The following is a 23,291-nucleotide window of genomic DNA, read 5'->3' on the forward strand; positions in this document are numbered from 1 at the left end:
CAAACCCCCAACCCGCAAGGCTTTCAGCCTGATTGCCTGCTTTCCGATTTTCTATTTTCAGTCTAATATCATCTAATGCCGTCTAATTGAACCAAGCATAAATTGGGGGTATATTTGGGGGTGTCTCAAAATACCCCTGAAAAAATACCCCCAAATGCCCCTGAACGACCGACAAATCAAGAATGCCAAGCCCGCCGATAAGCCTTACAAACTGGCAGATGGCGGCGGCCTGTATCTGGCTGTTACCCCATCGGGCGGGAAGCTATGGCGGCTGAAATACCGCATCAACGGCAAGGAAAAACTACTATCAATCGGCAAATACCCCGCCGTTTCGCTGGTAGAAGCCCGTGAAGCAGCCGACAACGCCCGTAAAAGCATAGCGGCAGGAATAGACCCCGCCGCAGCCAAGCAGCAGGCCAAGAAAGAGAAACAGGCGGCCTTGCTGAATACCTTTGAGCATTTGGCGAGGCAGTGGCACAAAGACAACCTGCACCGTTGGAAGCCCAACCATGCCGCCCGTATCATGGCCGAGCTGGAAAAAGACGTTTTTCCGCAGCTTGGGGATAAGCCGATTGACGAAATCAGAGTAGCCGACGTGAAAAACCTGCTGGCGGATATTGTCGGACGGGGTGCAACGGTTACGGCGGAAAAAATCAGGCAATGGATAGGGGCAGTGTATCAACACGCAGCCAAGCTGGAGCTGACCGACCGCAACCCAGCCGCCCCGCTTAGAGGGCATTTTGAGAAAAAAGCGGTTAGCCATATGCCCGCCTTGCCCCGTGAAGAACTGACGACGTTCTATGCCGCTTTGTTAACCGCCGACATCGACCATAAAAACCGTATAGCCATGCTGCTTACTATGCTGGTGTTTCCCCGCAATACCGAACTAAGAGGCGGGCAATGGCATGAAATCGACTTTGAAGCCCGAACGTGGACAATCCCCGCCGAGCGCATGAAGATGAAACGCCCGCACATTATCCCGCTGGCCGATTGGCCGCTTGAACTTCTGCAAGAGCTGCACGGCTTGAGCAGGAATACTCCGTATCTTTTCCCCAGCCGCACGCAGACAACAGGTTTTATCAGTGATGCAACATTAAGCCGCATTATCGAACGCATGGGCTATAAAGGTCGGGTAACGCCGCACGGCTTCCGCAGCCTTGCCAGCAGCATACTGAACGAGCAGGGCTACAACCCCGACGCAATCGAGCGGCAGCTTGCGCATGAAGAAAGCAACCGAATCAGAGCGGCATACAACCGAGCCGACTATATGGCGGAACGCAAAGAAATGATGGCATGGTACAGCGACTATTTGCGTGAACGATACCACCAAGCCCTAGCCATGCTGGAAGCAGACGGCGAAACAAAGGACGTCTGAAAATGCAGACACCAGCCGCCTGCTGGTGTTTTATTTCCATTCCCTAAATGGGAAATAAGTGTATAATTCCCAAAAAAGGAATACAGCAATGCAAATCTTAGGCAAGCAGAAAATAACCGCATTTATGGCAAAACATGCCGACAGCCGTAAAGCCCTGACAACATGGCTGGCAGATGTAGAACGTGAAAACTGGCAGACATCGCACGACATTAAAGCCGTTTACCAAACCGCAGATTTTCTAGCCGATAACCGAGTTATTTTCAACATACGGGGCAACCATTACAGGCTTGTTGTCAAAGTCCGATACATTAACGGCATTGTAAGAATCGAATGGATAGGTACACACGCAGAATACAGCAAAAAGGAATTTTAAAAATGGATACCGTGAAAATTATCAAGACCGCCCAAGACCACGAAGCGGCATTAAGCCGTTTAGATGAATTAATGGATTTAAACCCCGCCCCCAATACAGATGATGATTTAGAGCTGCAAGCCTTAGCCGCCCTTATTGCCGCCTATGAAGAGAAACACCACAAAATCAATACAGACACCATTACCCCGCTTGAAATTATTCATTTCCGCATGGAACAAAACGGCCTGACCCAAAAAGACATGCAGCAGTATCTAGGCAGCCCAAGCAAAGTAAGCGAAGTATTGAGCGGAAAACGCCCCTTGAGCCTTACCATGATTAGAAAGCTGCATCACGGCTTAAAAATTCCAGCCGAATTGCTGATACAGCTTTAAACAGAACCGAGAACGTAACGGAAATCAGCCATTGCATAGGTTGGCCGTCTGAAACAAGGGGCTAATGCAAACGCATAGCAAACGCAGGGAGCAAACACCAGCCACGCAGCCGGTGCTTTATTTGGCCGTTATACGCTTTTATACACCGTTTGTATAATCAGCCATCGCAGCAGTCTAATAGCGTTTTATCCCGTCTGTTGCCGTCTGAAAACATCACGCATATAATACCTAGAATTACATAGGTATTAACGGATATGCAGCCATGAAATACAAAAGCGAAGTTTCCGAAGCCATTCACGAAACCATGCAAGACCTGCACGAAGCAGGAGCGATAGGCACCGCCACTATGCGGAAATTTGATAAATCATGCCTGACCCAAATAGAGCCGCTCGCGCCCGCCGACATCAAAGCCATCAGAGAGCGTGAAGAGCTGACACAGGCCGCCTTTGCCATTCATCTGAACATCAGCAAAAACAACATTTCCGCATGGGAGCGGGGCGTAAAGAAACCCAGCGGCGCAGCCCTAAAACTGCTGACCTTGGTTAAAAACAAAGGCATTGAAGCCATCGCATAAGCAGGCCGTCTGAAAACCCATATTACCGCCCCGAATTTGAAGCACAAGGCACATTGCCCCGCTTGGTGATACCTTTTCCCTATCATCAGGAAAAAGGCCGTAAAAACGGCGTTTTGGCGAAAATATAGAAACACATGAATATTGTAATACATTGCATTAATTACTACATTGAAGTATGATTAATACGAACAGAAAAAGGTAATTGCATGTATACCATTGTTGAATCAGTCTCATTCAAAACCAAGGCTGCTGATTTGTTCACAATAGAACAGCGTTTGGAGTTTTTTACATACTTAGCCCTTAATCCGCTTGCCGGTGATGTTATTCCAAATGGTGGAGGGTTACGCAAAATCAGATGGAAATTAGCAGGACGAGGAAAGAGAGGAGGAGTTAGGGTTATCTATTTCAATATGCTTTCAGACGGCTTTATTTACGTTGCCGACATATACAGCAAAAGCGAAAAAGAAAATCTAAGCCCAAAAGAAATCAAAGCATTGAAAGGAAATAAATCATGAAACAAGCAGAACAAGCCTTGTCTAAAGCGTTTGCCAATATCGATATAGACGCTGTAACAGCCGCTGTTATTGCAGACGACCCGGAAGCTGTCGTTATTATCAACAGTCTGAAAGAGGCCTTGCAATGCGCCAAAGACGGCATTATCGGCCGTATTACCGAAATCAATATCAGCCCAGCCGCCCAAACCCGAAACAAAACAGGCCTATCGCAAGCTAAATTTGCCGCCGCCTTGAATATCAGCCCTGCTACTTTGAGGGCGTGGGAGCAGGGGCGGCGTATGCCCAGCGGTGCGGCCGCTACTCTGTTGAAATTGATTGATAAGCGGCCGGAGCTGCTGAACGAGCTGTAAAGGCAGGAGAGCCTACTAATTCACTACTACACCAGCCAAAAGGCCGCAAAGTTTCCCCGCTTTGCCGGTGTAGTAAAACAGGGGAAATATAAGGCCGTTGTTTAATGCTAATCGATTCTTTCGCAGGATTGAGCGTAATACATCACACACCTAGATATTTAAACACCCCAAAGCAACTAGAACTGTTTGGAGATGAAAGAAAAACGATAACAGATACCCTGAAAGAAGAGCTGGAAAAAATCATTAAATTGCTTATAGAAATTGTTACAGCACGACTTTCCCCATTTGATGGCAATTCAACGCCCCCTATCGAATGGCAAAGAAAATTATCACTATGCGCCTATTCGATTGTTTTGGGCATACTGACATTATCCCCGCTAAAAAACGGCAGGCAGCCGACAGTAAAAACCGAATTAAGGCTGTTTGACCAAGGCATCAGGAGGCAATTAGACGCATGGGAATTAATGAAAATCCCCATATCAGAGCAGCAGCGGCAAGAGCTAAAAGAAATGCGAGCTATAGAAGAAAAGCGGCTGACCTACCTAGAATGCCTACCTACACACGGCACATTTGGGCGTGAAGTACAGGCAATCAAACGGATTATGGCGGCTGTTTACTATCACTTGGATATAGACATCAGTTCAGTAAGAATAGGTGTTATTTCCAACCTGTACGACATCATTCAACCCATTGGAGAATTAAAAGAATTTCCCGATTATCAGTTTTTCAGAAAACACATTGCAGCCAATAAAAACGGCATTAAGCAAGAAATAGACCATTTGAAAACTCAAATTGCAGAAACTGAAAAAACCGTAATCATCAAAAAAGATAAAACCGGCATCAGGATAACGCCAAACATTATCAAAAGCCGAAAAAAAACCGCCAGCATAGCAATACCGGCGGGCAACTATTCCAATACACAAAGCAATATTCATCATGCCATAACGGCAAATTGATTAAAAATACCAAACGCCCATTGCGGGCGTTTTTTTGCATTATGCGAAAACATCATTTTTTCTTCATTTTCAGATAATTTCAAAACACCGGAAATTTCCCGTTTCCGCATAACAGCTTATTCATCAGGAAGCCCCATAATTACCCCATCGAAACCAACCCGATAGAAAGGGGTAACAGCATGACAAACACAATCCAACGAGCCGAAGCAGTCGCCCAAACATTCGGCGTTTCCAAATCCACCGTATGGAACTGGTGCAATCCCAAGAGCCGCCATTACCGAGCCGACTTTCCCAAGCCCTTTAAAATTTCCGCCAATGCCACAGGCTGGCTAGCAAGCGAAATAACCGCCTATATCGACAAACTGGCCGCCGAGCGTGTAGGAGCGTAACCATGCAAAACAAAACCGCCCGAAACACACAAAGCATTTCAGACGGCCACACACCAGCAGGCCGCCATCATACCCAATTTGCCCCTGATTCGCAATGCAGCGAAATCCTAGCCGTCTTGAAGAGCGGGCAGAGCCTGACAAGCTACCAAGGCGCACAGATGGGCATTATCGGTTTTCACGCCCGCATCAAAGAGTTGCGGGATGCCGGTTATCACATCGCCTGCACCATGCAGCCGCACATCAACAAGCACGGCAAAACCGTTAAACGGGGCAGCTTTTCGCTGGTGTCGGAGAAAGGAGCGGCCGCATGAATACCATTACCCTGAACTATCACGATACCCCGCTGACGACCAACGGCGAAGCATGGTTCAACGCCACCGAAATAGCGGCCATGTTCGGCAAGCAGGTTTATGAATGGTTACGGCTACCCGAAACCGAGAAATACATAGCCGCCTTGTGCAAACGTGAAGAAGAAAAACAGGTAATTTCAAATACGGGATTTTCCCGTATTACAAAAAGCAGCTTTATCAGAAGCAGGCGAGGCAATAACGGCGGTACATGGCTGCACCCGAAATTAGCCGTAGCCTTTGCCCGCTGGTGTAACGTGGAATTTGCCGTATGGTGTGATGAACAAATCGATACCCTTATCCGCCAAGGCAAATCATGGCAGAGCGAACGGGAGGCGAGCAAAATCGGCTATCAAGTGATGAGCGAAATCCTACAGGCGAAACGGCAGGCAGAGGGCAAAGCCACGCAGAGCCACCATTACAGCAACGAAGCCTTATTGTGCAACGAAGCCCTGACAGGCCGCCGCCAAGCCCTAGACCGCAACAGCCTGAACCAACACCAGCTTGCCGCATTAGCCCGTTTGGAAGCCCGTAACGCCGCCCTAATCGGGCAGAGCATACCCTATCAGGAGCGAAAAGCCTTGTTGTTCAAACTGGCCGCACCGTATAACCCCGCTTTTCAGACGGCCTGCAAGCCAAGATAAGCCCTGATACCGTCAAGCACCCGCTGAAAATCGTCATGATTCATTGGCGGCGACAGATATTCACGACCGTTACGGGTTTTTCTATGGAACTTATCCAAGCGGGCAAATGAGACCGTATAGAGCATATCGCACTTTGCCCATACTTCCACATCATCAGTTTCAAGCGGATTTGGATTTTTGGACAGTTTGATATGCCACGGGCAGACAGGATTAGGCGGGGTAGTAGAGAGCGGCACAACCGCACAGAGCTTAGAACCATGGCGGGCAGATGGAGAAACCACCACCACGGGGCGAACTTTAACCATTTCGGGAGCGACAAAACCCCTGAAATCGCAGCGTAAAACATGGCTTTGTTTAGGGTAGTAAAAATCAGGAAGCGGCATAAAGCACCTTTTCGGGCAAGCAAAAAGCCGCAACAAGGCGGCCTGAAATGAAAACACCCCGCTAGGCTTGCTAATCGCTTTGCGGGGCGACTGATTCAACCTTTCGGGAATCAGATTCCTACCGGTATGGCTACCGGAAACATGCACATTATGCCCGCCGCAACCGGAAATGGCAAGTATAACCAAGCCTATCCCAGTGTAACGCAGAGCATACAGAGAGCCTAACCCGCTTTTCAGACGGCCTTAGCCTGACCCGCCAAACTAAAACCCCAACCCAATCAACACCTTTGCAAATTCCCGCCGTGCAGCCCTTGCAGCAGGCGGCGCAATCGGGCAATAATACGGCTGTCTGTTCGATAGCAGACACCAGCCGTGGAAAGCTGAACAAACAGGCAAGCAGCCGCCCAAATCCATCAGGACAAAGCGGATTTTTTACGCTTGCGCTATCCCTTGCATTATCTCTTTCAATGGTAGGCAGGGGCAAAGTAAGGCCATGCCTTGCCGGTTCTGTTTGCCGGTTTTCCACCCTTTGCCCTTTGCCCGCCGCCCGCAGCCGTGGAAAGCTGTAGCGGCATGATTAAGCGAAACAGAAAGAGAGCATCACATGAATACCCATCAAACAGCGGCCACGCCCGCCATCAGCGCAACCATGCGCCCCAGCATTACCCAACCCCTGTTTCAGCCTGTCCGCCACCATACGGCAGCCTAAGCCCCAAACCATTTGACAAACCGAGCATTGAGAATTACAGTAGCGGTTCTCTCTAAATCGAAAACCCAAATCAGCAGGGTAAACGCTGGTTTTTTATCGCCATCTTTTCAGACGGCCGGCAATTTCCCGACCTATGCACAATCGTAGGCACAGCGAAATTATCGGACGGCTATTCAAGCTATGGCGGTGTCTGCTAACCGTAAGGCGCAGGCTGGACTTTTCGACCAGAGAGAGCACCGCCCCCTAATGGGCTTCTCAATCTCTAAAATCGGAAAACATCATGACTTCAAAAAACCAAATCCCCAACACCCAATCCCCAAAAACCCACGAAGTAAGCGAAGAGCTGCTGGCACGCTTGAGCAATGCCGCCTATTTTCTTGAAACGGCAAGATACAACATCGCCCGTTCTTATATCCCTGTCTTAAAACATCTGCTGCAACACAATCAAACCTATCTGGCTGATAACCTGCTAGACGCACTGAATGACTATCTTATCGAACTGGAACAACACAACGGCGAACAGGCGAGCATAGACATCAACGAACTAATGCACGGCTGATTTTTCCGCCCCTGCTATTGCTGATATGCGTTACAGCAGGGCAAAACCACATCTTCAATTTGGCGGGCGTGTTTATAAGTGATTGATTTTAATCAGCACCAATCAGCCCGCCCGAACATGGGAAAACCATCATGAAACCCACTATCAAAATCCTGTTATTGCTTTCCGCCTTTGTATGCCTGCACTACTGCACCGCCCCCGCCGTAGCAGAGCCGCAGCAGAGCGTAGAAGAAGCCGCCCAAGCCTAACCCCTTGGACTGGACGGAAAACCCCACCGCAGCCATCGTTTACGAGCCTGTAAACGATATGGAAGGAGAACAGCCATGAAATCCCAACGCTTAGACTTTACCGCCGTGAAGCAGCAGGCACAGGGCAACTGGCGGGCAATCCTGACCGCCTTAGGCATACCCGCCGAGAGTCTGACCGACAAACACCAGCCTTGCCCCGCTTGCGGCGGTAAAGACCGTTTCCGTTTTGACGACCGCCACGGCAACGGCGGCTTTATCTGCAACCATATGGACGGCCTAAGCGGCGACGGCTTCACGCTGTTAATGCACGTTTACGGCTACACCTATCCCGAAGCAGTAAGAGCCGTAGCAGGCGTGTTGGGCATAGATAAGGCAGAACCCTACCGAGCCGCCCCCTTGCCGCCTACAGCCCCCGCAGAGCCGCCCCAAGACCGCAGCGACAAACTGGCCGCCGTGTGGCACGCCGCCCAAGAGCTGCAACACGGCGACCCCGTAACCCAATATCTGGCAGGGCGGGGCTTGGATATGGGCAGCGAGCTACCGCAGTCAATCCGCTATCACGCAGCCTTGCCCTATTGGGTGCAATGTTCGGACGGCTGGCAGGAAACAGGCCGCTATCCCGCCATGATTGCCGCCATAACCGAAGCAGACGGCACATTAGCAGGCCTGCACACAACCTACCTCAAACCCTGCTACACCCCGCCCGCAGGCGACAACGCCGCCCATGCCTTGAGTCATACCAAACTTAACGCCCACCACCCCGAAACAGGCGCATTATTGCCCGCCAAGAAAATGCAGACCCGTTTCAGCGGTATAGGCTGGCTGACAGGAAAGGCGGTAAGGCTGTATCAGCCCCATCATGGAGAACTGTTGGTGTGCGAGGGCATAGAAACCGCCTTAGCCGCACGGGAGCTGACAGGCTGGCCGTGTTATGCCGCCTTGAGTGCCAACGGCATGGCCGCTTTCCAGTGGCCTGAAAACCTGCAAACGCTGCTGGTGTGTGCCGACCATGACACAGCAGGCCTAGCCGCCGCCGAGAAGCTGGCAAGACGGGCAAAACTGGCAGGCCTCAACGTCTATACCATGACCCCGCCCAATCCCGATACAGACGCACTGGATTTACTCAACGCCCGCAAAGCCGCAGAGCAGGCAGGCGGCATAGATGATTGAGACGGACAAAGGCCGTCTGAAAATCACTTCCAGACGGCCAACCCCAGTTGCACACCAAATTCATAGAAAACTCAAGAAACGAGGATATTATGACTAAAAACACCAACCAAAACAAGAGCCAAGCCCCACATTTGAAACTTTTAAAGGGCAATCCCGCCCTGATTGAAGAATACCGCTTAAAGCCCCGCTATGAATGCACCGCAGGCGGCGTGAACTATATCGCCATCGAAACCGACAAAGAGGGCAACACCAGCGAAAAAGCCCCGCTGCACCTGTCCGACCCAATCCGCCTGATTGGCCGAGGCACAGACCACAGCGGCAACCATTACCGCATTATCCAATGGCAAGACCGCATTACCCGAGCCAAACGCACCGCCGCCCTACCCATGGCAGAAATCGGCACACAGCAGAGCTGGCAGAAGCTGCAAGGCAGCGGCATAGCCATCAACAGCCAACGCCGCAAACGGGAGCTGCTGGCCGACTATCTGCAAACCGAGGGCAAACAAACCCCCTATACCGTAACCGACAAAAGCGGCTGGTGTAAAACCGCCTATATCCTACCCAACGGCGAAATCATCGCCCCCACCGACAGCGACAGCCCCAACATCATCTACAACGGCGACACCGCCCACGCCTATCAGAGCAGCGGCACGCTGGAGGAATGGCAAACCCACATTGCCCGCTATGCCGCAGGCAACAGCCGCCTATGCCTGATGATTGGCGCAGCCCTTGCCGCCCCGCTGCTGCACCTGATGGGCATGGAATCGGGCGGCTTCCATCTCTTCGGCGACAGCAGAGACGGCAAAAGCACCGCCGCCAAAGCCGCCCTAAGCGTATGGGGCAAACCCGCCGAGCTGATGGCAAGCTGGACAGGCACATCACTAGGCTTCAGCAACCTAGCCAACGCCCGCAGCGATAACCTGTTAGTCTTAGACGAAATCGGGCAGGCCAACCCCCGCCATGTATCGCAAACCGCCTATGCCGTGATTAACGGCGTTTCCAAAATCCAAGGCGCAAAAGACGGCGGCAACCGAGACATCAACCGTTGGCGGCTGCTGCTGCTTTCCACCGGAGAAAAACCGCTTGATATGTTTCTGCACAACGCAAAAGAAGACTGGAACGCAGGCCAAGCCGCCCGCCTACCGTCTGTCCCTTCAGATGCAGGGCAGGGCAAAGGCATCTTTGACACCCTGCACGGTTACGACAAAGGCAGCCACCTAGCCGAAGCCATTACCCAAAACGCCGAACGCTATCACGGCACAGCAGGGCGGGCATTTATCCGCCTGCTTACCGACAAGCCCGACACCATCGCCGAAGCCCGCCACCTGCAAGCCGGCTTTATGGCAACCCTACCCGATATGGACGGCCAAGCCCGCACCGTTGCCACCCGCTTTGCCCTTGTCGCCGCCGCCCTAGAGCTGGCCGCCCGCCACGGCATCACAGGCATTTCAGACGGCCTAGCCTTTCCCGCCGTCAAACAATGCTTTGATGATTGGCTGGAACGCAACGGCAGCGGCAAATTTGAAGACCGCCGCATTATGGAAAACGCCCTAGCCTTTGCCCAAATCCACTTTGACAGCGGCCGCTTTGTTTCCCTGTCCGCCGCCCAACCATACGACCTACCGCACAACTTCGCAGGATACCGCCGCTTTACCGACAACCAAGACGAAGACCAGTTCTACATTGTCCCCAAAATCTTTCTAGAAGAAATATGCCAAGGCTATGACAAAGACAAAGTATGCAGCGTTTTACATCACGCCCGCTGGCTGGAACGCAACCAAGCAGGCAACCGCTGGAAACACCAGCTAAGAGGCAAAGGCCGCCTGTACAAATTCAAGGGCAAACTACCGCCCGAAGAGCTGGCAGAAGAGCAGCCGTAAACAGCCAAACCTAAGAGCAGCGGGGATTTCCCCGCTTTTTTCATGCCCACCCAAGCCCGAAAAACACCCCCGAAAAAAAAGTGCATATATAAAGAACGCAAAAACAGCGGTTACAGCGGTTACATAACAAAACTTAACTATGAAAACCCTTATACCATAAGGCTTACAGCGGTAACCGTTACAAAAAAAAGCAGCGGTTACCGAGCGGTTACAGCGGTTACACATTTAAAAACAAAGATTTATGGAAAGGCGTAACCGCTGGTAACCGTTGGTAACCGCTAATGTAACCGCTAAAAAACGTTAAGAAAAAAATTAAACCGTTTAAAAACAGAAGATTATTTGTAAAGTAACCGCGTAACCGCTGTAACCGCTGGTGTTTCTGTATATATACACTTTTTTTATTGCCGTTTTTTTACCGCTTTTTTACCGTTTTCACTATCAACACCGGCAAAGGCCGTCTGAAAACCTGTCTTGCAGCATGGCGGCTAACCCCTACATTTCATTACTTTTCAGACCCCATAAAAACTTGCAGCGCAGCACGGAAGCCGTACAATGGCCTATTCAGCAACAGGGAAACCCAACATGGCACGACCAAGCGAACTAACAGCGGAGCTTATCGCCGCCGCACAAACCTACATTGCGAACCTACCCGCAGGCGAAACCCTACCCACCTTAGCAGGCCTAGCCCTATACCTAGGCAAAAACCGCAGCACACTGGCCGAATATACCCGCCAAAGCCCCGAAATCGCCGCCGTAGTAGAGCAAGTGCAGACCATGCAGGAAATGCGCCTGATTAACGGCGGATTAACAGGCGAATATAACGCCGCCTTTGCCAAACTGCTGCTTACCAAGCACGGCTACAGCGACAAGCAGGAAATCGACCACACAGGCGCAGCCGTCAGCCCGCCGCCGCCATTGAGCGCAGCCGAAATGATGGCCTTATTGGAAAAAGCCAAAGAAATCCTATGAGAGAACAAACATGACCCCCGAACAAATCCGCACCATACGGCACACCGTCAAACTGACCGGCCGCCACCCACTGCACACCACCACCCAAACCGAATTTGCTCGCCTGCTCAACACATCGGCGCAAACCGTCCAATCATGGGAGCAAGGCCGCCGCCACCCCAGCGGCACAGCCCTGAAACTTCTGCACCTGCTGCACCAATCCCCCAAACTGGCCGAACAGTTACAGACCATCTGAACAGGCAACACTTTCCAAATTGGAAAATAACCGCCCTGCAAGCCGTCTGAAAAACGGGTAAAAAAGTAATCACGGTTTAATCACGATTTAATCACTTTTACCCCCAAAAAACGGGTAAATCTGAAAACGGGTAAAAAATTAACCACGGATTAACCACGGATTAACCACGGATTAACCACGGATTAACCACGGATTGACCACGGATTGACCATTTCCAGACCAAAAAAACCGCTAATCTACCCCTGCAACTATCACACCAAGAAATTTTGACTTTGACAAAATGGGGGTATTTTTGGGGGTATTTTTGAATTTAACCAAAGTTATATTGTTTAATAACATATATTTATTTCATTAATTCAAGTCTCGATGTCAACCGTCTGATTTTCAGGCGGTTTTTCTTTATATGTGTAGTCGGCAGGCCGTCTGAAAACCAAGGTTGGGCAACAACCAAATGAACTGCCCCCCAATACTTGGACAAGTTAAGAATCTTTCTCAAACAGCCTTTTCAAGCTGGGTTCTGTAGCCGACAGGACTCAGCTTTTTTAAGTTTAAACTAATCCGCTCATGATTGTAGTAACGTATGTAATCATCTATTACCTCTGTCAGCTCTGCCACCGACAACGCACCTTCCTGATAGAAGCTCTCTTCTTTTAATGTACCGAAGAAACGCTCCATCGGCGCATTGTCCCAGCAATTTCCTTTGCGCGACATGCTTTGCACCATTCCTTTCTCAGCCAGTTTCGCCCGATAAGCCCCGGTGCGGTAAAGCACACCCCGGTCGGAATGCAGCAGCGGCGTTTGGCCTTTCAGACGACCAAATGCTTTATCCAACATTTGCGCCACCATTTTACTGTTTGCTCTGCGGCCTAAAGAATAGGCCGCAATCTCCCGATTAAACACATCCAATATCGGCGACAAGTAAAGCTTCCCGTCTGTGCATTTGAACTCCGTCACATCGGTCAGCCATTTGTCTGCCGGTTTGCCGGCAGTAAATTCACGATTAAGAATATTATCCGAAGCCTCTCCTGTTACCTGCGGACGGTAGGCTTTTTTGCTGCGGACTTTGGCTTTCAGTCCCAACAAACCCATAATGCGCTGCACTTTCTTTTTGTTCCACGACAATACGGCGGCAATCCGCCGATGACCGTAGCGGCCTTTGTGTCGGCGATAGACTTCACTTACTGCGGTTTTGGCCGCCGCATCGGGATCGGCTTTGCCGATATGGTAATGAAAGCTGCTTTTGGGAATGCCGGCACTGTGCAGCAGATATTTCAGCGGGTGCTTCGCTCTCAACGTTTGAACGGTTTCGCAGCTTTGGCGGCGTTCTTTTCGTTGAGGGCTTTCATGTGCTTTAGGTAGTCGTTCTCCGCCCTCATGTAACGTAACTCTTCAATCAGTTCCGCCCGGGTTTTTTGGTGGTCGGGTTTGTCGGCGATAAACGGGTTTTTGCGTTTGGTCTTCATAAACGTAGCCTGCGGGTGTTGAAGTGCGGCGATACCGCCTTGCCGATAGGCGGCTATCCAACGGCGCAGGTGGGTGCGCGAGACGTTGAAGTGCTCTGCGGTGCGCTGTTGGCTGTGCACTTGGTGATAATGGAGTACGGCTCGGTATTTGAAGTGTAGGTTATATTTGGACATAAGAAAACTGCACCTTTTAAAGTTGGAGGGGTGTCCAACTTTTGGGGTGCAGTTCATGGTTTTCAGACGGCCTGTTTTGATACTTAACGGTCGCTGCGTTTGCGGAAATAAGTGGCAAATCTTGGTGTACCTTTTTTGGTAAAGCCACGATAGCGGTAGGTGATGACCGAGCCGACGGGTGGTGGGTTGAGGCGGTCGGCATCTTTGAAACCGCTACCGATTTTGAATTCGCCCAGTTGGTTTTTACAGCCGATTGCGCCCAGTTTGCCGCTGTTTTTACCTTTGCCTTCGTAGTGGCGGGTTACGGTGCATTCAGCATCCTGAATGCTTTTGAGTTTGAGCAGTTGGTCGCTGCGGCCGCCGGTATAGGCAAGATTGGGGTTGCGTAGCATCACGCCTTCGCCGCCCAAGGCTTCGATTTGTTTCAGGTATTGGAACACATGTTCCCGATTTTTGACGGGTATTTGTTTGATGATGACAATCGGGGCTTTGGGATGGGCGTGCAGCCATTTTTGCAGTACAGCCAGACGTTGGTAAAGGTTGCCTTGGGCGGCGGGTACGTCGAAAACGTGCAGTTTGATGTCGTGCCAACTGCTGTTGTGGCGGCGGACGGTGGCGGAAATGTGTTCAAACTGTTGGCGGCCGCTGTACAATTCGCCGTCCAGCGGATAGGGCGGAAAATCGGCGGTATAGCCTTGGGGTGGCGTGAAGGCGTAACCTTGGCGGCTGATGAGTTTGTTGCCGTCCCAATAGGCACGCACGCCGTCCAGTTTTTCGCTCATTGCCCAATGGGTAACATCTTGGGTGGTATATTGTTTGGCCAACAGAAAATCAACGGCAGTGGCGGGGGAGGCGGCCAGAGCAATGGCCAATATGGGGATTAGGGTTCTCATATTTCTCTCTTTTATTTATGTTGCTGCTTATTTTATAAAGCATTTTATGGTATAACAGGCCGTCTGAAAACAGCTTTTCCGGTAAGAGAGTGGATTTTTACCGGAATGTTGAGATGAAAACGACAATAAAAACAGGTATTTTTTATGGCTCTGCAATTTGAAATCAATGCGGTAACGCCGTTTCGGCAAAACTGTACGTTATTATGGGACGATGAAAGCGGCGAGGCGGTATTGACCGATGTTGGCGGTGATGTGCCGTTTCTGCTGCAAAGTGTCGCAGATAAGAATTTGAAATTGAAAGAAATCTGGCTGACGCACGGGCATTTGGACCATGCCGGCGGCGTGGTGGAATTTTTAAAACACTGCGATGTGGCGGTTTTGGGGCCGCATGAGGGTGATGATTTTTTGCTGCAGTCGCTTCCTGAAACAACCGCCCAATACGGTTTCCCCGTTTCGCCTGTGCCGCAGACCCGTTGGCTTAATGAAGGTGAACAACTGGCGGTCGGACGCTATGTGTTTGATGTACTGCATATTCCGGGGCATACACCCGGCCATGTGGTGTTTTACTGCAGCGAAGCAGGGTTGCTGATTGCCGGTGATGTCTTGTTTTACGAAACCATAGGCAGAACCGATTTCCCAAGAGGCAATCACGCCGATTTAATCCACAATATCCGTGAAAAACTGCTGACCTTGCCCGAAGAAACCCGTGTTATCGCCGGACACGGCAGAATGACAACCATCGGCCACGAAAAACGGCATAATCCGTTTTTGCAAGCATAAAAAGCATTTTCGGGCGAAGAAAACGGCAATGGGCAGATAATGTTGTAAAAAATACCAATAATCAGACGGCTAAGGCCGTAAATCTTGACATTTTTGCGTTAAATTGATAAAAAGCACACTATCCAGACGTACCGTGTGTATGACTGTCGAGAAATTTATTTAGCAAACGGAAACCAACCGCACCCGGATATTTTTTGAAAACAGGGCGGGAGAATTCCCAAAGGATATAACATCATGAACAAAAAGCAAATTTTCAAACTGGGTTTGTCAGTGTTGGCAGCCGGCCTGTTGGCTGCGTGTGCGACCAAAAGCCATGTAAAACCGGACGGTACAACCGACGAGCCGGTGTTCCCAAAACCATACTCGCTGACTTTCAATAACGACCGCGGTACATTCCCGACTTACGACGAACTGGATCAAATGCGTCCGGGTCTGACTAAAGACGACATCTACAAAATTTTGGGTCGCCCTCACTATGACGAAGGCCTGTACGGCGTGCGTGAATGGGATTACCTGTTCCACTTCTACACTCCGGGCGTAGGCGTTGATCCTGACAACACTTCAGGTGTTGAAGGCATTACTACCTGTCAATACAAAGTGATTTACGACAAAGACAAATTCGCACGCAGCTTCTACTGGAATCCGGTATTCCCTAAAGATGCCGCTTGTCCGCCACCTGCACCTAAAGCAGAGCCGCAAGTGATTATCCGCGAAATCGTGACTACACCGAAACGCATTCGTCAATAATCGGAAAAAATGCTGAAAAAACTGACTTTGGCGGCCACGCTGCTGCTTGGTATGGGTATGCACGCACATGCTGAAAACGATGCGGTAAATGCCTACATCATGTCTAAGAAAGTGATTGTCCATAAAGACAAAGCGGAATTGTGTTTTGCCGACGACAAACAGTGCCATCCGGTGCTGGTCGGTAAAACCACGCCCAGAGGTACGTTTGATTTAACGTTGATGAAAACCGAAAAACCCGGCTACGGCGGAGAAGTAATCGGCTTCAAGCAGGATAAGGATTTTCTGTTTGCCCTGCATCGGGTTTGGACTCGGATTCCGGCAGAGCGGCGTTTGGAACGCATTGCTTCGCCGCTGGTCGCTGATCGGATTATGACCAACGGCTGCATCAATGTTACCAACCCGGTTTACGATAAATTGCGTAACTACTTTGTGTTGGAAGTAATTTAAGGCCGTCTGAAAACGGGTATTGCTTAAGCAATACCCGTTTTTCTATGGGAAAAGAGTGGACGTTGGTAACGCTGTTTTCCATGGTAATCAAAAAAATCGCCACGATATAGTGGATTAACTGAATAATCCATACCATTTAATCCGGCACTTGTAGAGTGTGTACCAAAGTACGCACGGGTTCTGTGCATTTTATATCGAAGCCGTCTGAAAATCTGATTTTAGCTGCGCAGAAACTCGTTACCCTCGTTTTCAGACAGCATTCATGTGGAATTTAAAGAACACGTGCATGCTTAGGCAAGCACGTTATAGTGAATCCACTTAATAAACCGTACGATTTTCAAACATACTTGTCATTCCGACGAAAGTCGGAATCCATCTGTCAGATTCAGAAACCGTAAAGAAAAACAGTTACCTAATCCGCCGAAATGGATTCCGACTTTCGTCGGAATGACGGGCATGTTGGGTTTGATATGTACTGGAAATTTGGCTAATTCACTATACACACCGTTCCCCGTCCCGCTGGCAGGAAGGGTGGTTCTCTTGGGTTGTAATATTTTTTGGTTAATTCACGATATAGTCAATCCACTATACCCTTCCAAGCCCAAGCTACGCCTGATTTTATATGGAAAATAAAGTATTTCCGCAATATATCGGTTTGTACCGAATTCCTCTATAATAAAGGTTTTCACTGATTTTAACGAATGCGGGAAGATGATGGATTTGGAAGTCAAACGCCGTGAAACGCAGGCCATGCTTGATCAGGCCGAATTATTGTTCAACGAACAGCAGTGCCGTGCCGCACTTTTGCGCCTTGCCAATGAAATCGGCCGTGATTTGGGCGACAAATATCCGCTGCTGTTGCCGGTGATGGGCGGGGCGGTGGTGTTTACCGGCCAGTTGTTGCCGCTGTTACGCTTTCCTTTGGATTTTGACTATGTGCATGTTTCCCGTTACGGCGATAAATTGGCGGGCGGTGCATTTCATTGGAAGCGGATGCCGTCTGAAAATCAGATTAAAGGCCGCCATGTGGTGGTGTTGGACGATATTCTCGACGAAGGCCATACCATGTCGGCGATTTGTTCCAAGCTGCTGGAAATGGGGGCGGCGAGCTGTCGTTCGGCGGTATTTGCCAATAAGCTGATTTCAAAAGAAAAACCGATTCAGGCGGACTATGTCGGCTTGGATGTGCCGGACCGTTATGTATTCGGCTACGGTATGGATGCCGCCGGTTGCTGGCGCAATTTGGGCGAAATCTACGCTCTGAAACAAGAATAAAACGGTTTTGTTTGCAATCAGGTAGAGCGGTTTTTATCTATTGCTTTGTAATCAAAAAAATACAAGCCTTGCCGGATCCGCTGTCTGCAAAACGGCGGTCGGCGGGCAACGAGAATAATACAAATGATTAGTTTGCTGGTTATCACACACGAATCTGTCGGCGAAGCCTACCAAGGTTTGGCACGCCATTTTTTTGCCGGAGGATTGCCTGATTATGTGCAGATTCTCGGCGTACAGCCCGACGAAGATCAAGACGACATCATCAATCGGGCGATTGCGTCTCTGCAGGATTTCCCGCCCAACCACGGCGTATTGATTATGACCGATATTTTCGGTGCGACCCCGTGCAACGCTGCCCGCAGAATGGTGCGGGAAAACAAATCGGCGATTTTGACCGGCCTGAATGCGCCGATGATGATTAAAGCCATGCAGTATGCGCCGCAGGCAGAAGATTTGCAGGCGTTTACCGAAACCGTGCGGGAAGCCGCCGTAAAAGGGATTTTCGCCATTACCGCCAGACCCGACGATTTGCAGTGCTGCTGACTTGAGGCCGTCTGAAAAACGGGTTTGCGGTTGGAAAAAGTAGGGCGGCAAATCAAAACGAAACAATAGTGTTTATACAGTGCGACACAATACCGTATAACCATAAAAGTCCGAACCATACCGCCGATTTGGAAAGAAAATTTATGCTGAAACAAGAAATCGAAATCATCAACAAACTGGGGTTGCACGCCCGAGCGTCCAGCAAATTTACCCAAACCGCCGCCCAATTCCAAAGCGAAGTGTGGGTTACCAAAAACGGCAACCGCATCAACGGCAAAAGCATAATGGGCTTGATGATGCTGGCCGCCGCCAAAGGCTCGGTTATCGAATTGGAAACCGACGGACCGGACGAAACCGCCGCCATGCAGGCGCTGGTAGAACTGATTAACGACTATTTCGGCGAGGGCGAATAAAATGAGTATCGTGCTGCACGGCGTAGCCGCAGGCAAAGGCATTGCCATCGGACACGCCCATTTGGTTACCCGGGGCAGCGCAGAAGTGCCGCAATACGATGTTGCCGAAGAACACCTAGACAGCGAAGTTGCCCGCTTTGAAGCCGCCGTCAAGGCCACCCGCCGGGAGCTGGAACAGCTGCGTACCGCCATTCCCGAAAACGCCCCCACCGAATTAGGCGCATTTATTTCCCTGCACATCATGCTCCTAACCGATGTAACCCTCTCCCGAGAGCCGGTGGACATCTTACGCAGCCAAAAAATCAACGCCGAATGGGCGCTCAAACTGCAAAGCGACAAACTCGCCGCCCAGTTCGACAGCATCGACGATGCCTATCTGCGGGAACGCAAACAAGATATGCTGCAAGTCGTACAGCGTATCCACAACAATCTGGTCGGCCTGAGCAACGAATTAAACCTCGCCAACCACCTCTTCGAAGACACCATACTCATCGCCCACGACCTGTCGCCCGCCGACACCGTATTGTTTAAAGAACAACACATCATGGCATTCGTAACCGATGCCGGCGGCCCGACCAGCCACACCGCCATCCTCGGCCGCAGCCTCGACATACCGTCCGTTATCGGCCTGCACAACGCCCGCAAACTCATTACCGAAAACGAAGTCGTCATCGTGGACGGCATCAACGGCATTCTGATTATCGACCCCGACGAAATCATCTTACAGGAATACCGCAAACTCGAACGGGCCTACCGCAGCCACAAACGGGAACTCAACAAACTCAAAAAAACCGCAGCCACCACCGCCGACGGCATCAACATCGAACTCTCCGCCAACATCGAATCCGCCGAAGACATCAAAGCCCTGCACAACTTCGGTGCCGACGGTGTCGGCCTGTTCCGCAGCGAATTTCTCTATCTCAACCGCGACAACATGCCGTCTGAAGACGAACAATACGAAGTGTACAGCGCCATCGTCAAAAAAATGAAAGGCAAACCCATCACCATTCGTACCGTCGATTTAGGCGTAGACAAAAACCCCCGCTGGTTCGGCCAAAACAGCACACCCAACGGCAGCCTCAACCCCGCCCTCGGCCTTACCGGCATCCGCCTGTGCCTTGCCGAACCCGTCATGTTCCGCACCCAAATGCGAGCCATACTGCGGGCCGCCCAACACGGCAACGTCCGCATCATGTGGCCGATGATTACCTCCGTATCCGAAATCCGCCAATGCCTGACCCACTTAGAAACCGCCCAAAAACAACTCAAAGAACGCTTTGAAACCTTCGGCGAAGTCAGCATCGGCTGCATGATCGAAATCCCCTCCGCCGCCATGACCGTCGGCAGCATACTCAAACTCGTCGATTTCATCTCCATCGGCACCAACGACCTGATTCAATACGTCTTATCCGTGGACAGGGGCGACGACAGCGTCAGCCACCTCTACCAACCCAGCCACCCCGCCGTATTGAAAATGCTGCAACACATCATCCGCACCGCCAACCGCATGGACAAAAGCGTCTCCGTCTGCGGCGAAATGGCCGGCGACACCACCTTCACGAGAGCCTTACTCGGCATGGGGCTGCGCTGCTTCTCCATGAACCCCAACAACCTTTTGGCGGTCAAAAACATCGTCTTACACAGCGACACCATGCAGCTCGAAAACCAAACCGCCAAACTCCTGCGCAACGAAGATCCCGAAAAATCCGAAAAACTGCTAAAAACCCTCAACAGCCTCGAAATGGATGAAACCAAGGCCGTCTGAAAATATATCGTTCAAATACCGGATTTCTATGCCAAATTAGGATTAGATACTATAAGCCCCCCAACAAATCAAGCCTTATCCAGACACATTTTCGCATAGCGTTCTTCATTAAAGGGTTGTTGGTACTTCAATACAGATTGGGCAATGGTCACGAGTTTACGCATCAGAGCCACAATCACGGCTTTTTTCGCCAGTTTATTACGCTCCAGCAAGCGTTGGACAAACGGGCTGTAAATACTGTCTTTATGTATGCCGAAGCAAAACACCATCGCAGGCATATAGAGTATCTTCCTCAAATCACTCTGTCCGATACGGGAGATACCGACCCGCTTATCTACACTCGTTCCCGATTGTCTGACCATCGGGGTCAGTCCGGCGTAGGTCGCAGCAGCCCTTCCATTTTTAAACCGAGTGCCGTCGCCCAGTATGGCGAGCAGCCAACAGGCTGTGGTTTTGCCGATGGCGGGAATACTGCTCAACAGACGATGGTTGTGTTTCAACTGATCATCCTGTTTCACCAACTGATGAATATGTGTTTCAACGGTTTTGACTTCGCACTCAAGAAAAGCAATCAGACGTTCGGACGAAACCATTGCATACTCGTCCAACAGCATCTGCAGCCGGACTTTTTCTTTGGTCAGCGCTGCTTTTAAATGTTCGAGATGGCGAAGTTGGCGCAATAAGGCTTTTTCGTTATTGCCCTTCGGTTGCCACAGGTCAAATTCATGAACATAGCTTTCGGCTAAGCGGGCAAGTAATTTGGCATCCGCTTTGTCGGTTTTGGAACGTAAGTTCAAACCTTTGGCAAAGTTGGCGGCACATTTGGGATTAATCACGACTACCGAATGTCCGGCCGTATATAAGTATTCGCACAACCTTTCGTGATAGACGTTTGTCGCTTCCATCACGATATAGAGCGGCTTATCTGAAAAGCTGTTCAGCCATTCGCTCAAAGCAGCAAATCCTTGAGGATGGTTCTCAAACCGGTGGTGTTGATACACTTTTGCGGATTTTTTGACCGCAACATCGAACTTTAACTTGGCAATATCGATGCCGATAAAATAAAATGGGGTGTCCATCATGCTCCTAACCTTGTGAATGCAGACTATGCACAGCATGTCTATGATACTATTCGGGGTGTTTGGACATTGAAAACAGGCTTTTATCTACGTCGCGGGCTTTGAAGCCCAAGGTTGGCGTACAACTCTGTTTTCAATCCCGCCCCTGATAGCTGCTTCTGTCGGGGGCTTTTTATTTTATCTTGTGGTTGGTGTTTCTTATACAAGGTTGAGTTAGCGAGGCACGAGCGTAACCCAACAAAATCTTATGTTTCCAAGGTATTTTCAATCGTGTTGGGTCTCGACCCAACCTATTCCCTGTTTAAAAACCGTATGAATTATTCAGTATATTCACTATAGTTAAAACACTGAATTTTCTGTACAAGCCAGTAAGCTAATGCCATCCTTCCCCTAACCCCTTCCCGCCAGCAGGACGGGGAACAAAGTGCAGGTGGACCAATTTAGCTTGCCGATTTGTACAGAAAATTCGGTGTTTTAACTATATATAATACTGGCGAAAAAGAAAGCCGTCTGAAAACTGCGTTGCTGCGTTTTCAGACGGCCTTTTGTTATCCAAACGGTTTTGTTTTTCTCAGCTTTATTCAACCACGATTTTCGGGAAGCGGCTGCTGAAGTCTTTGCCTTTGTCGGATACGGCGAGGGCGAGTTGGAAGGCGGCTTGGGTATAGACGGCTTCGATTTGCGGCTGTTGTTCAAACAGGGCGGTGGCGGTGCCGTTGTCCATGGCTTCCCGTACGGGGAGGCTCAGGGGGAGTTGGCCCAAGAGCGGGACGTTGAGTTTGGCGGCGAGGTTTTTGCCGCCGTCGCTGCCGAAGATGGCTTCGCTGTGGCCGCAGTTGCTGCAGATGTGGACGGACATGTTTTCCAATACGCCGAAAATCGGGATATTGACTTTGTGGAACATATCGATGGCTTTGCGGGCATCAATCAGGGCGATGTCTTGCGGGGTGGTTACGACCACCGATCCGGTTACGGGGATTTTTTGCGACAGGGTCAGTTGGATGTCGCCGGTGCCGGGCGGAAGGTCGATAAAGAGGTAATCCAAATCGTCCCATTCGCTTTGGAACAGTAATTGCTGCAGGGCTTGGCTCAACATCGGGCCGCGCCAGACAACGGCTTGGTCGGTATCGACCAAAAAGCCGATCGACATTACCTGTATGCCGTTGTCGGCGGTTACGGGAATCAGTTTTTGGCTTTTTTGGTCGGGTTTGCGTTCTGCTACGCCGAGCATGGTCGGTTGGCTCGGGCCGTAGAGGTCGGCATCCAACACGCCGACACGGGCGCCCATTTTGGCCATGGCGGTGGCGAGGTTGGCGGTGGTGGTGGATTTGCCGACGCCGCCTTTGCCGGAGGCGACGGCGATGATGTTTTTCACGCCTTTGATGGTTTGGATGCCGGGTTGGACTTTGTGGGTGGCGATGTCGGTGTGTATGCTTAAATGAATGTCGGTTTCGCCGATTTGGGCGAACACGGCTTCTTGCACGAGGTTGGCGATGTCGCTGCCGATGTGGGCAACGGGAAAGCCGAATTGCAGGTCGATGTGCAGGCCGTCTGAATTTTGGCTGATGTTTTGAACGGCTTTTTCGCTGCCCAAAGTACGTTGTGTGGCGGGGATAACGAGGGCTTCGAGGGCGCTTTGTATGGCTGGGATATTCATGGTTTGCT

At 50.5% G+C, this 23,291-nt stretch carries 28 protein-coding genes; 22 read left to right on the top strand and 6 right to left on the bottom strand.

Annotation, left to right across the window (positions count from 1 at the left end):
• Window positions 1-154 precede the first annotated feature (154 nt).
• The 10 genes from PJU73_RS00275 (at window position 155) to PJU73_RS00320 (ending at window position 5,894) form a co-directional block, all read left to right on the top strand.
• Window positions 155-1,375 carry a tyrosine-type recombinase/integrase gene (locus PJU73_RS00275; RefSeq protein ID WP_237090281.1) on the top strand — a complete coding sequence of 407 codons (1,221 nt, stop codon included), beginning with the start codon at window positions 155-157 and terminating at the stop codon, window positions 1,373-1,375.
• Window positions 1,376-1,463: 88 nt separating this feature from the next.
• Entirely contained in the window at window positions 1,464-1,748 is a 285-nt protein-coding gene (locus PJU73_RS00280) for a type II toxin-antitoxin system HigB family toxin (protein ID WP_237090280.1), read from the top strand.
• 2 nt (window positions 1,749-1,750) lie between these two features.
• The gene (locus tag PJU73_RS00285; RefSeq protein WP_237090279.1) at window positions 1,751-2,119 is read left to right on the top strand and encodes a helix-turn-helix domain-containing protein; all 369 of its coding nucleotides are present in this window, start codon (window positions 1,751-1,753) and stop codon (window positions 2,117-2,119) included.
• 262 nt (window positions 2,120-2,381) lie between these two features.
• Complete coding sequence (locus PJU73_RS00290) at window positions 2,382-2,693, top strand: helix-turn-helix domain-containing protein (protein WP_237090278.1); 312 nt, start codon at window positions 2,382-2,384, stop codon at window positions 2,691-2,693.
• A gap of 206 nt (window positions 2,694-2,899) precedes the next feature.
• The gene (locus tag PJU73_RS00295) at window positions 2,900-3,208 is read left to right on the top strand and encodes a type II toxin-antitoxin system RelE/ParE family toxin (RefSeq protein ID WP_237090277.1); all 309 of its coding nucleotides are present in this window, start codon (window positions 2,900-2,902) and stop codon (window positions 3,206-3,208) included.
• The gene (locus PJU73_RS00300) at window positions 3,205-3,558 is read left to right on the top strand and encodes a helix-turn-helix domain-containing protein (RefSeq protein WP_237090276.1); all 354 of its coding nucleotides are present in this window, start codon (window positions 3,205-3,207) and stop codon (window positions 3,556-3,558) included. The genes PJU73_RS00295 and PJU73_RS00300 overlap by 4 nt, the downstream gene beginning before the upstream one ends.
• 104 nt (window positions 3,559-3,662) lie before the next feature.
• Complete coding sequence (locus PJU73_RS00305; protein WP_237090275.1) at window positions 3,663-4,514, top strand: hypothetical protein; 852 nt, start codon at window positions 3,663-3,665, stop codon at window positions 4,512-4,514.
• Window positions 4,515-4,693: 179 nt separating this feature from the next.
• Complete coding sequence (locus PJU73_RS00310) at window positions 4,694-4,903, top strand: helix-turn-helix transcriptional regulator (RefSeq protein WP_237090274.1); 210 nt, start codon at window positions 4,694-4,696, stop codon at window positions 4,901-4,903.
• Window positions 4,904-4,905: 2 nt separating this feature from the next.
• Entirely contained in the window at window positions 4,906-5,214 is a 309-nt protein-coding gene (locus tag PJU73_RS00315; RefSeq protein WP_237090273.1) for a helix-turn-helix domain-containing protein, read from the top strand.
• Window positions 5,211-5,894, top strand: coding sequence for a KilA-N domain-containing protein (locus tag PJU73_RS00320; RefSeq protein WP_237090272.1), 684 nt, complete (start codon window positions 5,211-5,213; stop codon window positions 5,892-5,894). The genes PJU73_RS00315 and PJU73_RS00320 overlap by 4 nt, the downstream gene beginning before the upstream one ends.
• Here the strand turns inward: PJU73_RS00320 and PJU73_RS00325 are convergent.
• A complete protein-coding gene (locus PJU73_RS00325; RefSeq protein ID WP_237090271.1) occupies window positions 5,870-6,277 on the bottom strand; it encodes a type II toxin-antitoxin system PemK/MazF family toxin in 408 nt (135 codons plus the stop codon). The genes PJU73_RS00320 and PJU73_RS00325 overlap by 25 nt on opposite strands.
• A gap of 989 nt (window positions 6,278-7,266) precedes the next feature.
• On the opposite strand from PJU73_RS00325, the gene PJU73_RS00330 reads away from it, so the two are divergent.
• The 5 genes from PJU73_RS00330 (at window position 7,267) to PJU73_RS00350 (ending at window position 12,047) form a co-directional block, all read left to right on the top strand.
• Window positions 7,267-7,545, top strand: coding sequence for a hypothetical protein (locus PJU73_RS00330; RefSeq protein ID WP_237090270.1), 279 nt, complete (start codon window positions 7,267-7,269; stop codon window positions 7,543-7,545).
• 323 nt (window positions 7,546-7,868) lie between these two features.
• Window positions 7,869-8,963, top strand: a complete 1,095-nt coding sequence (locus tag PJU73_RS00335; protein ID WP_237090269.1) for a DUF7146 domain-containing protein — start codon at window positions 7,869-7,871, stop codon at window positions 8,961-8,963.
• A gap of 89 nt (window positions 8,964-9,052) precedes the next feature.
• Window positions 9,053-10,843 (top strand): DUF927 domain-containing protein, encoded by a 1,791-nt coding sequence (locus tag PJU73_RS00340; protein ID WP_237090268.1) that lies wholly within the window; start codon window positions 9,053-9,055, stop codon window positions 10,841-10,843.
• A gap of 582 nt (window positions 10,844-11,425) precedes the next feature.
• On the top strand, window positions 11,426-11,812 hold the full coding sequence (locus PJU73_RS00345; protein WP_237090267.1) for a terminase small subunit: 387 nt from the start codon (window positions 11,426-11,428) through the stop codon (window positions 11,810-11,812).
• 10 nt (window positions 11,813-11,822) lie between these two features.
• Complete coding sequence (locus PJU73_RS00350) at window positions 11,823-12,047, top strand: helix-turn-helix domain-containing protein (protein ID WP_237090266.1); 225 nt, start codon at window positions 11,823-11,825, stop codon at window positions 12,045-12,047.
• A gap of 492 nt (window positions 12,048-12,539) precedes the next feature.
• Here PJU73_RS00350 and PJU73_RS00355 read toward each other — a convergent pair whose 3' ends face one another.
• The 3 genes from PJU73_RS00355 to PJU73_RS00365 form a co-directional block, all read right to left on the bottom strand.
• On the bottom strand, window positions 12,540-13,340 hold the full coding sequence (locus PJU73_RS00355; RefSeq protein WP_237092029.1) for an IS3 family transposase: 801 nt from the start codon (window positions 13,338-13,340) through the stop codon (window positions 12,540-12,542).
• Window positions 13,337-13,684 carry a helix-turn-helix domain-containing protein gene (locus PJU73_RS00360; RefSeq protein ID WP_272607428.1) on the bottom strand — a complete coding sequence of 116 codons (348 nt, stop codon included), beginning with the start codon at window positions 13,682-13,684 and terminating at the stop codon, window positions 13,337-13,339. The genes PJU73_RS00355 and PJU73_RS00360 overlap by 4 nt, the downstream gene beginning before the upstream one ends.
• An 83-nt stretch (window positions 13,685-13,767) precedes the next feature.
• Window positions 13,768-14,577 carry a DNA ligase gene (locus tag PJU73_RS00365; protein ID WP_237092007.1) on the bottom strand — a complete coding sequence of 270 codons (810 nt, stop codon included), beginning with the start codon at window positions 14,575-14,577 and terminating at the stop codon, window positions 13,768-13,770.
• A 144-nt stretch (window positions 14,578-14,721) separates the two neighbouring features.
• On the opposite strand from PJU73_RS00365, the gene PJU73_RS00370 reads away from it, so the two are divergent.
• From PJU73_RS00370 to ptsP, 7 genes are all read left to right on the top strand, one after another.
• The gene (locus PJU73_RS00370; RefSeq protein WP_237092006.1) at window positions 14,722-15,357 is read left to right on the top strand and encodes an MBL fold metallo-hydrolase; all 636 of its coding nucleotides are present in this window, start codon (window positions 14,722-14,724) and stop codon (window positions 15,355-15,357) included.
• Window positions 15,358-15,591: 234 nt separating this feature from the next.
• Window positions 15,592-16,104 (top strand): outer membrane protein assembly factor BamE, encoded by a 513-nt coding sequence (locus tag PJU73_RS00375; RefSeq protein ID WP_237092005.1) that lies wholly within the window; start codon window positions 15,592-15,594, stop codon window positions 16,102-16,104.
• 51 nt (window positions 16,105-16,155) lie between these two features.
• A complete protein-coding gene (locus PJU73_RS00380; RefSeq protein WP_237092009.1) occupies window positions 16,156-16,551 on the top strand; it encodes a murein L,D-transpeptidase in 396 nt (131 codons plus the stop codon).
• A 711-nt stretch (window positions 16,552-17,262) separates the two neighbouring features.
• On the top strand, window positions 17,263-17,826 hold the full coding sequence (locus PJU73_RS00385) for a hypoxanthine-guanine phosphoribosyltransferase (protein ID WP_237092004.1): 564 nt from the start codon (window positions 17,263-17,265) through the stop codon (window positions 17,824-17,826).
• 123 nt (window positions 17,827-17,949) lie between these two features.
• Window positions 17,950-18,369: a PTS sugar transporter subunit IIA gene (locus tag PJU73_RS00390; RefSeq protein ID WP_237092003.1), complete on the top strand. Its 420-nt coding sequence runs from the start codon at window positions 17,950-17,952 to the stop codon at window positions 18,367-18,369.
• Between the two features lie 143 nt (window positions 18,370-18,512).
• Complete coding sequence (locus PJU73_RS00395) at window positions 18,513-18,782, top strand: HPr family phosphocarrier protein (RefSeq protein WP_237092002.1); 270 nt, start codon at window positions 18,513-18,515, stop codon at window positions 18,780-18,782.
• 1 nt (window position 18,783) lies between these two features.
• Window positions 18,784-20,547, top strand: coding sequence for a phosphoenolpyruvate--protein phosphotransferase (ptsP, locus tag PJU73_RS00400; protein WP_237092001.1), 1,764 nt, complete (start codon window positions 18,784-18,786; stop codon window positions 20,545-20,547).
• A gap of 68 nt (window positions 20,548-20,615) precedes the next feature.
• Here the strand turns inward: ptsP and PJU73_RS00405 are convergent, their stop codons facing one another.
• Together PJU73_RS00405 and apbC are read right to left on the bottom strand one after the other, a co-directional pair.
• Complete coding sequence (locus PJU73_RS00405) at window positions 20,616-21,629, bottom strand: IS110 family RNA-guided transposase (RefSeq protein WP_272607434.1); 1,014 nt, start codon at window positions 21,627-21,629, stop codon at window positions 20,616-20,618.
• A gap of 574 nt (window positions 21,630-22,203) precedes the next feature.
• The gene (apbC, locus tag PJU73_RS00410; protein WP_237091698.1) at window positions 22,204-23,283 is read right to left on the bottom strand and encodes an iron-sulfur cluster carrier protein ApbC; all 1,080 of its coding nucleotides are present in this window, start codon (window positions 23,281-23,283) and stop codon (window positions 22,204-22,206) included.
• Between the last annotated feature and the right edge of the window lie 8 nt (window positions 23,284-23,291).

Source organism: Neisseria lisongii, from assembly GCF_028463985.1.
Lineage (GTDB): Bacteria > Pseudomonadota > Gammaproteobacteria > Burkholderiales > Neisseriaceae > Neisseria > Neisseria lisongii.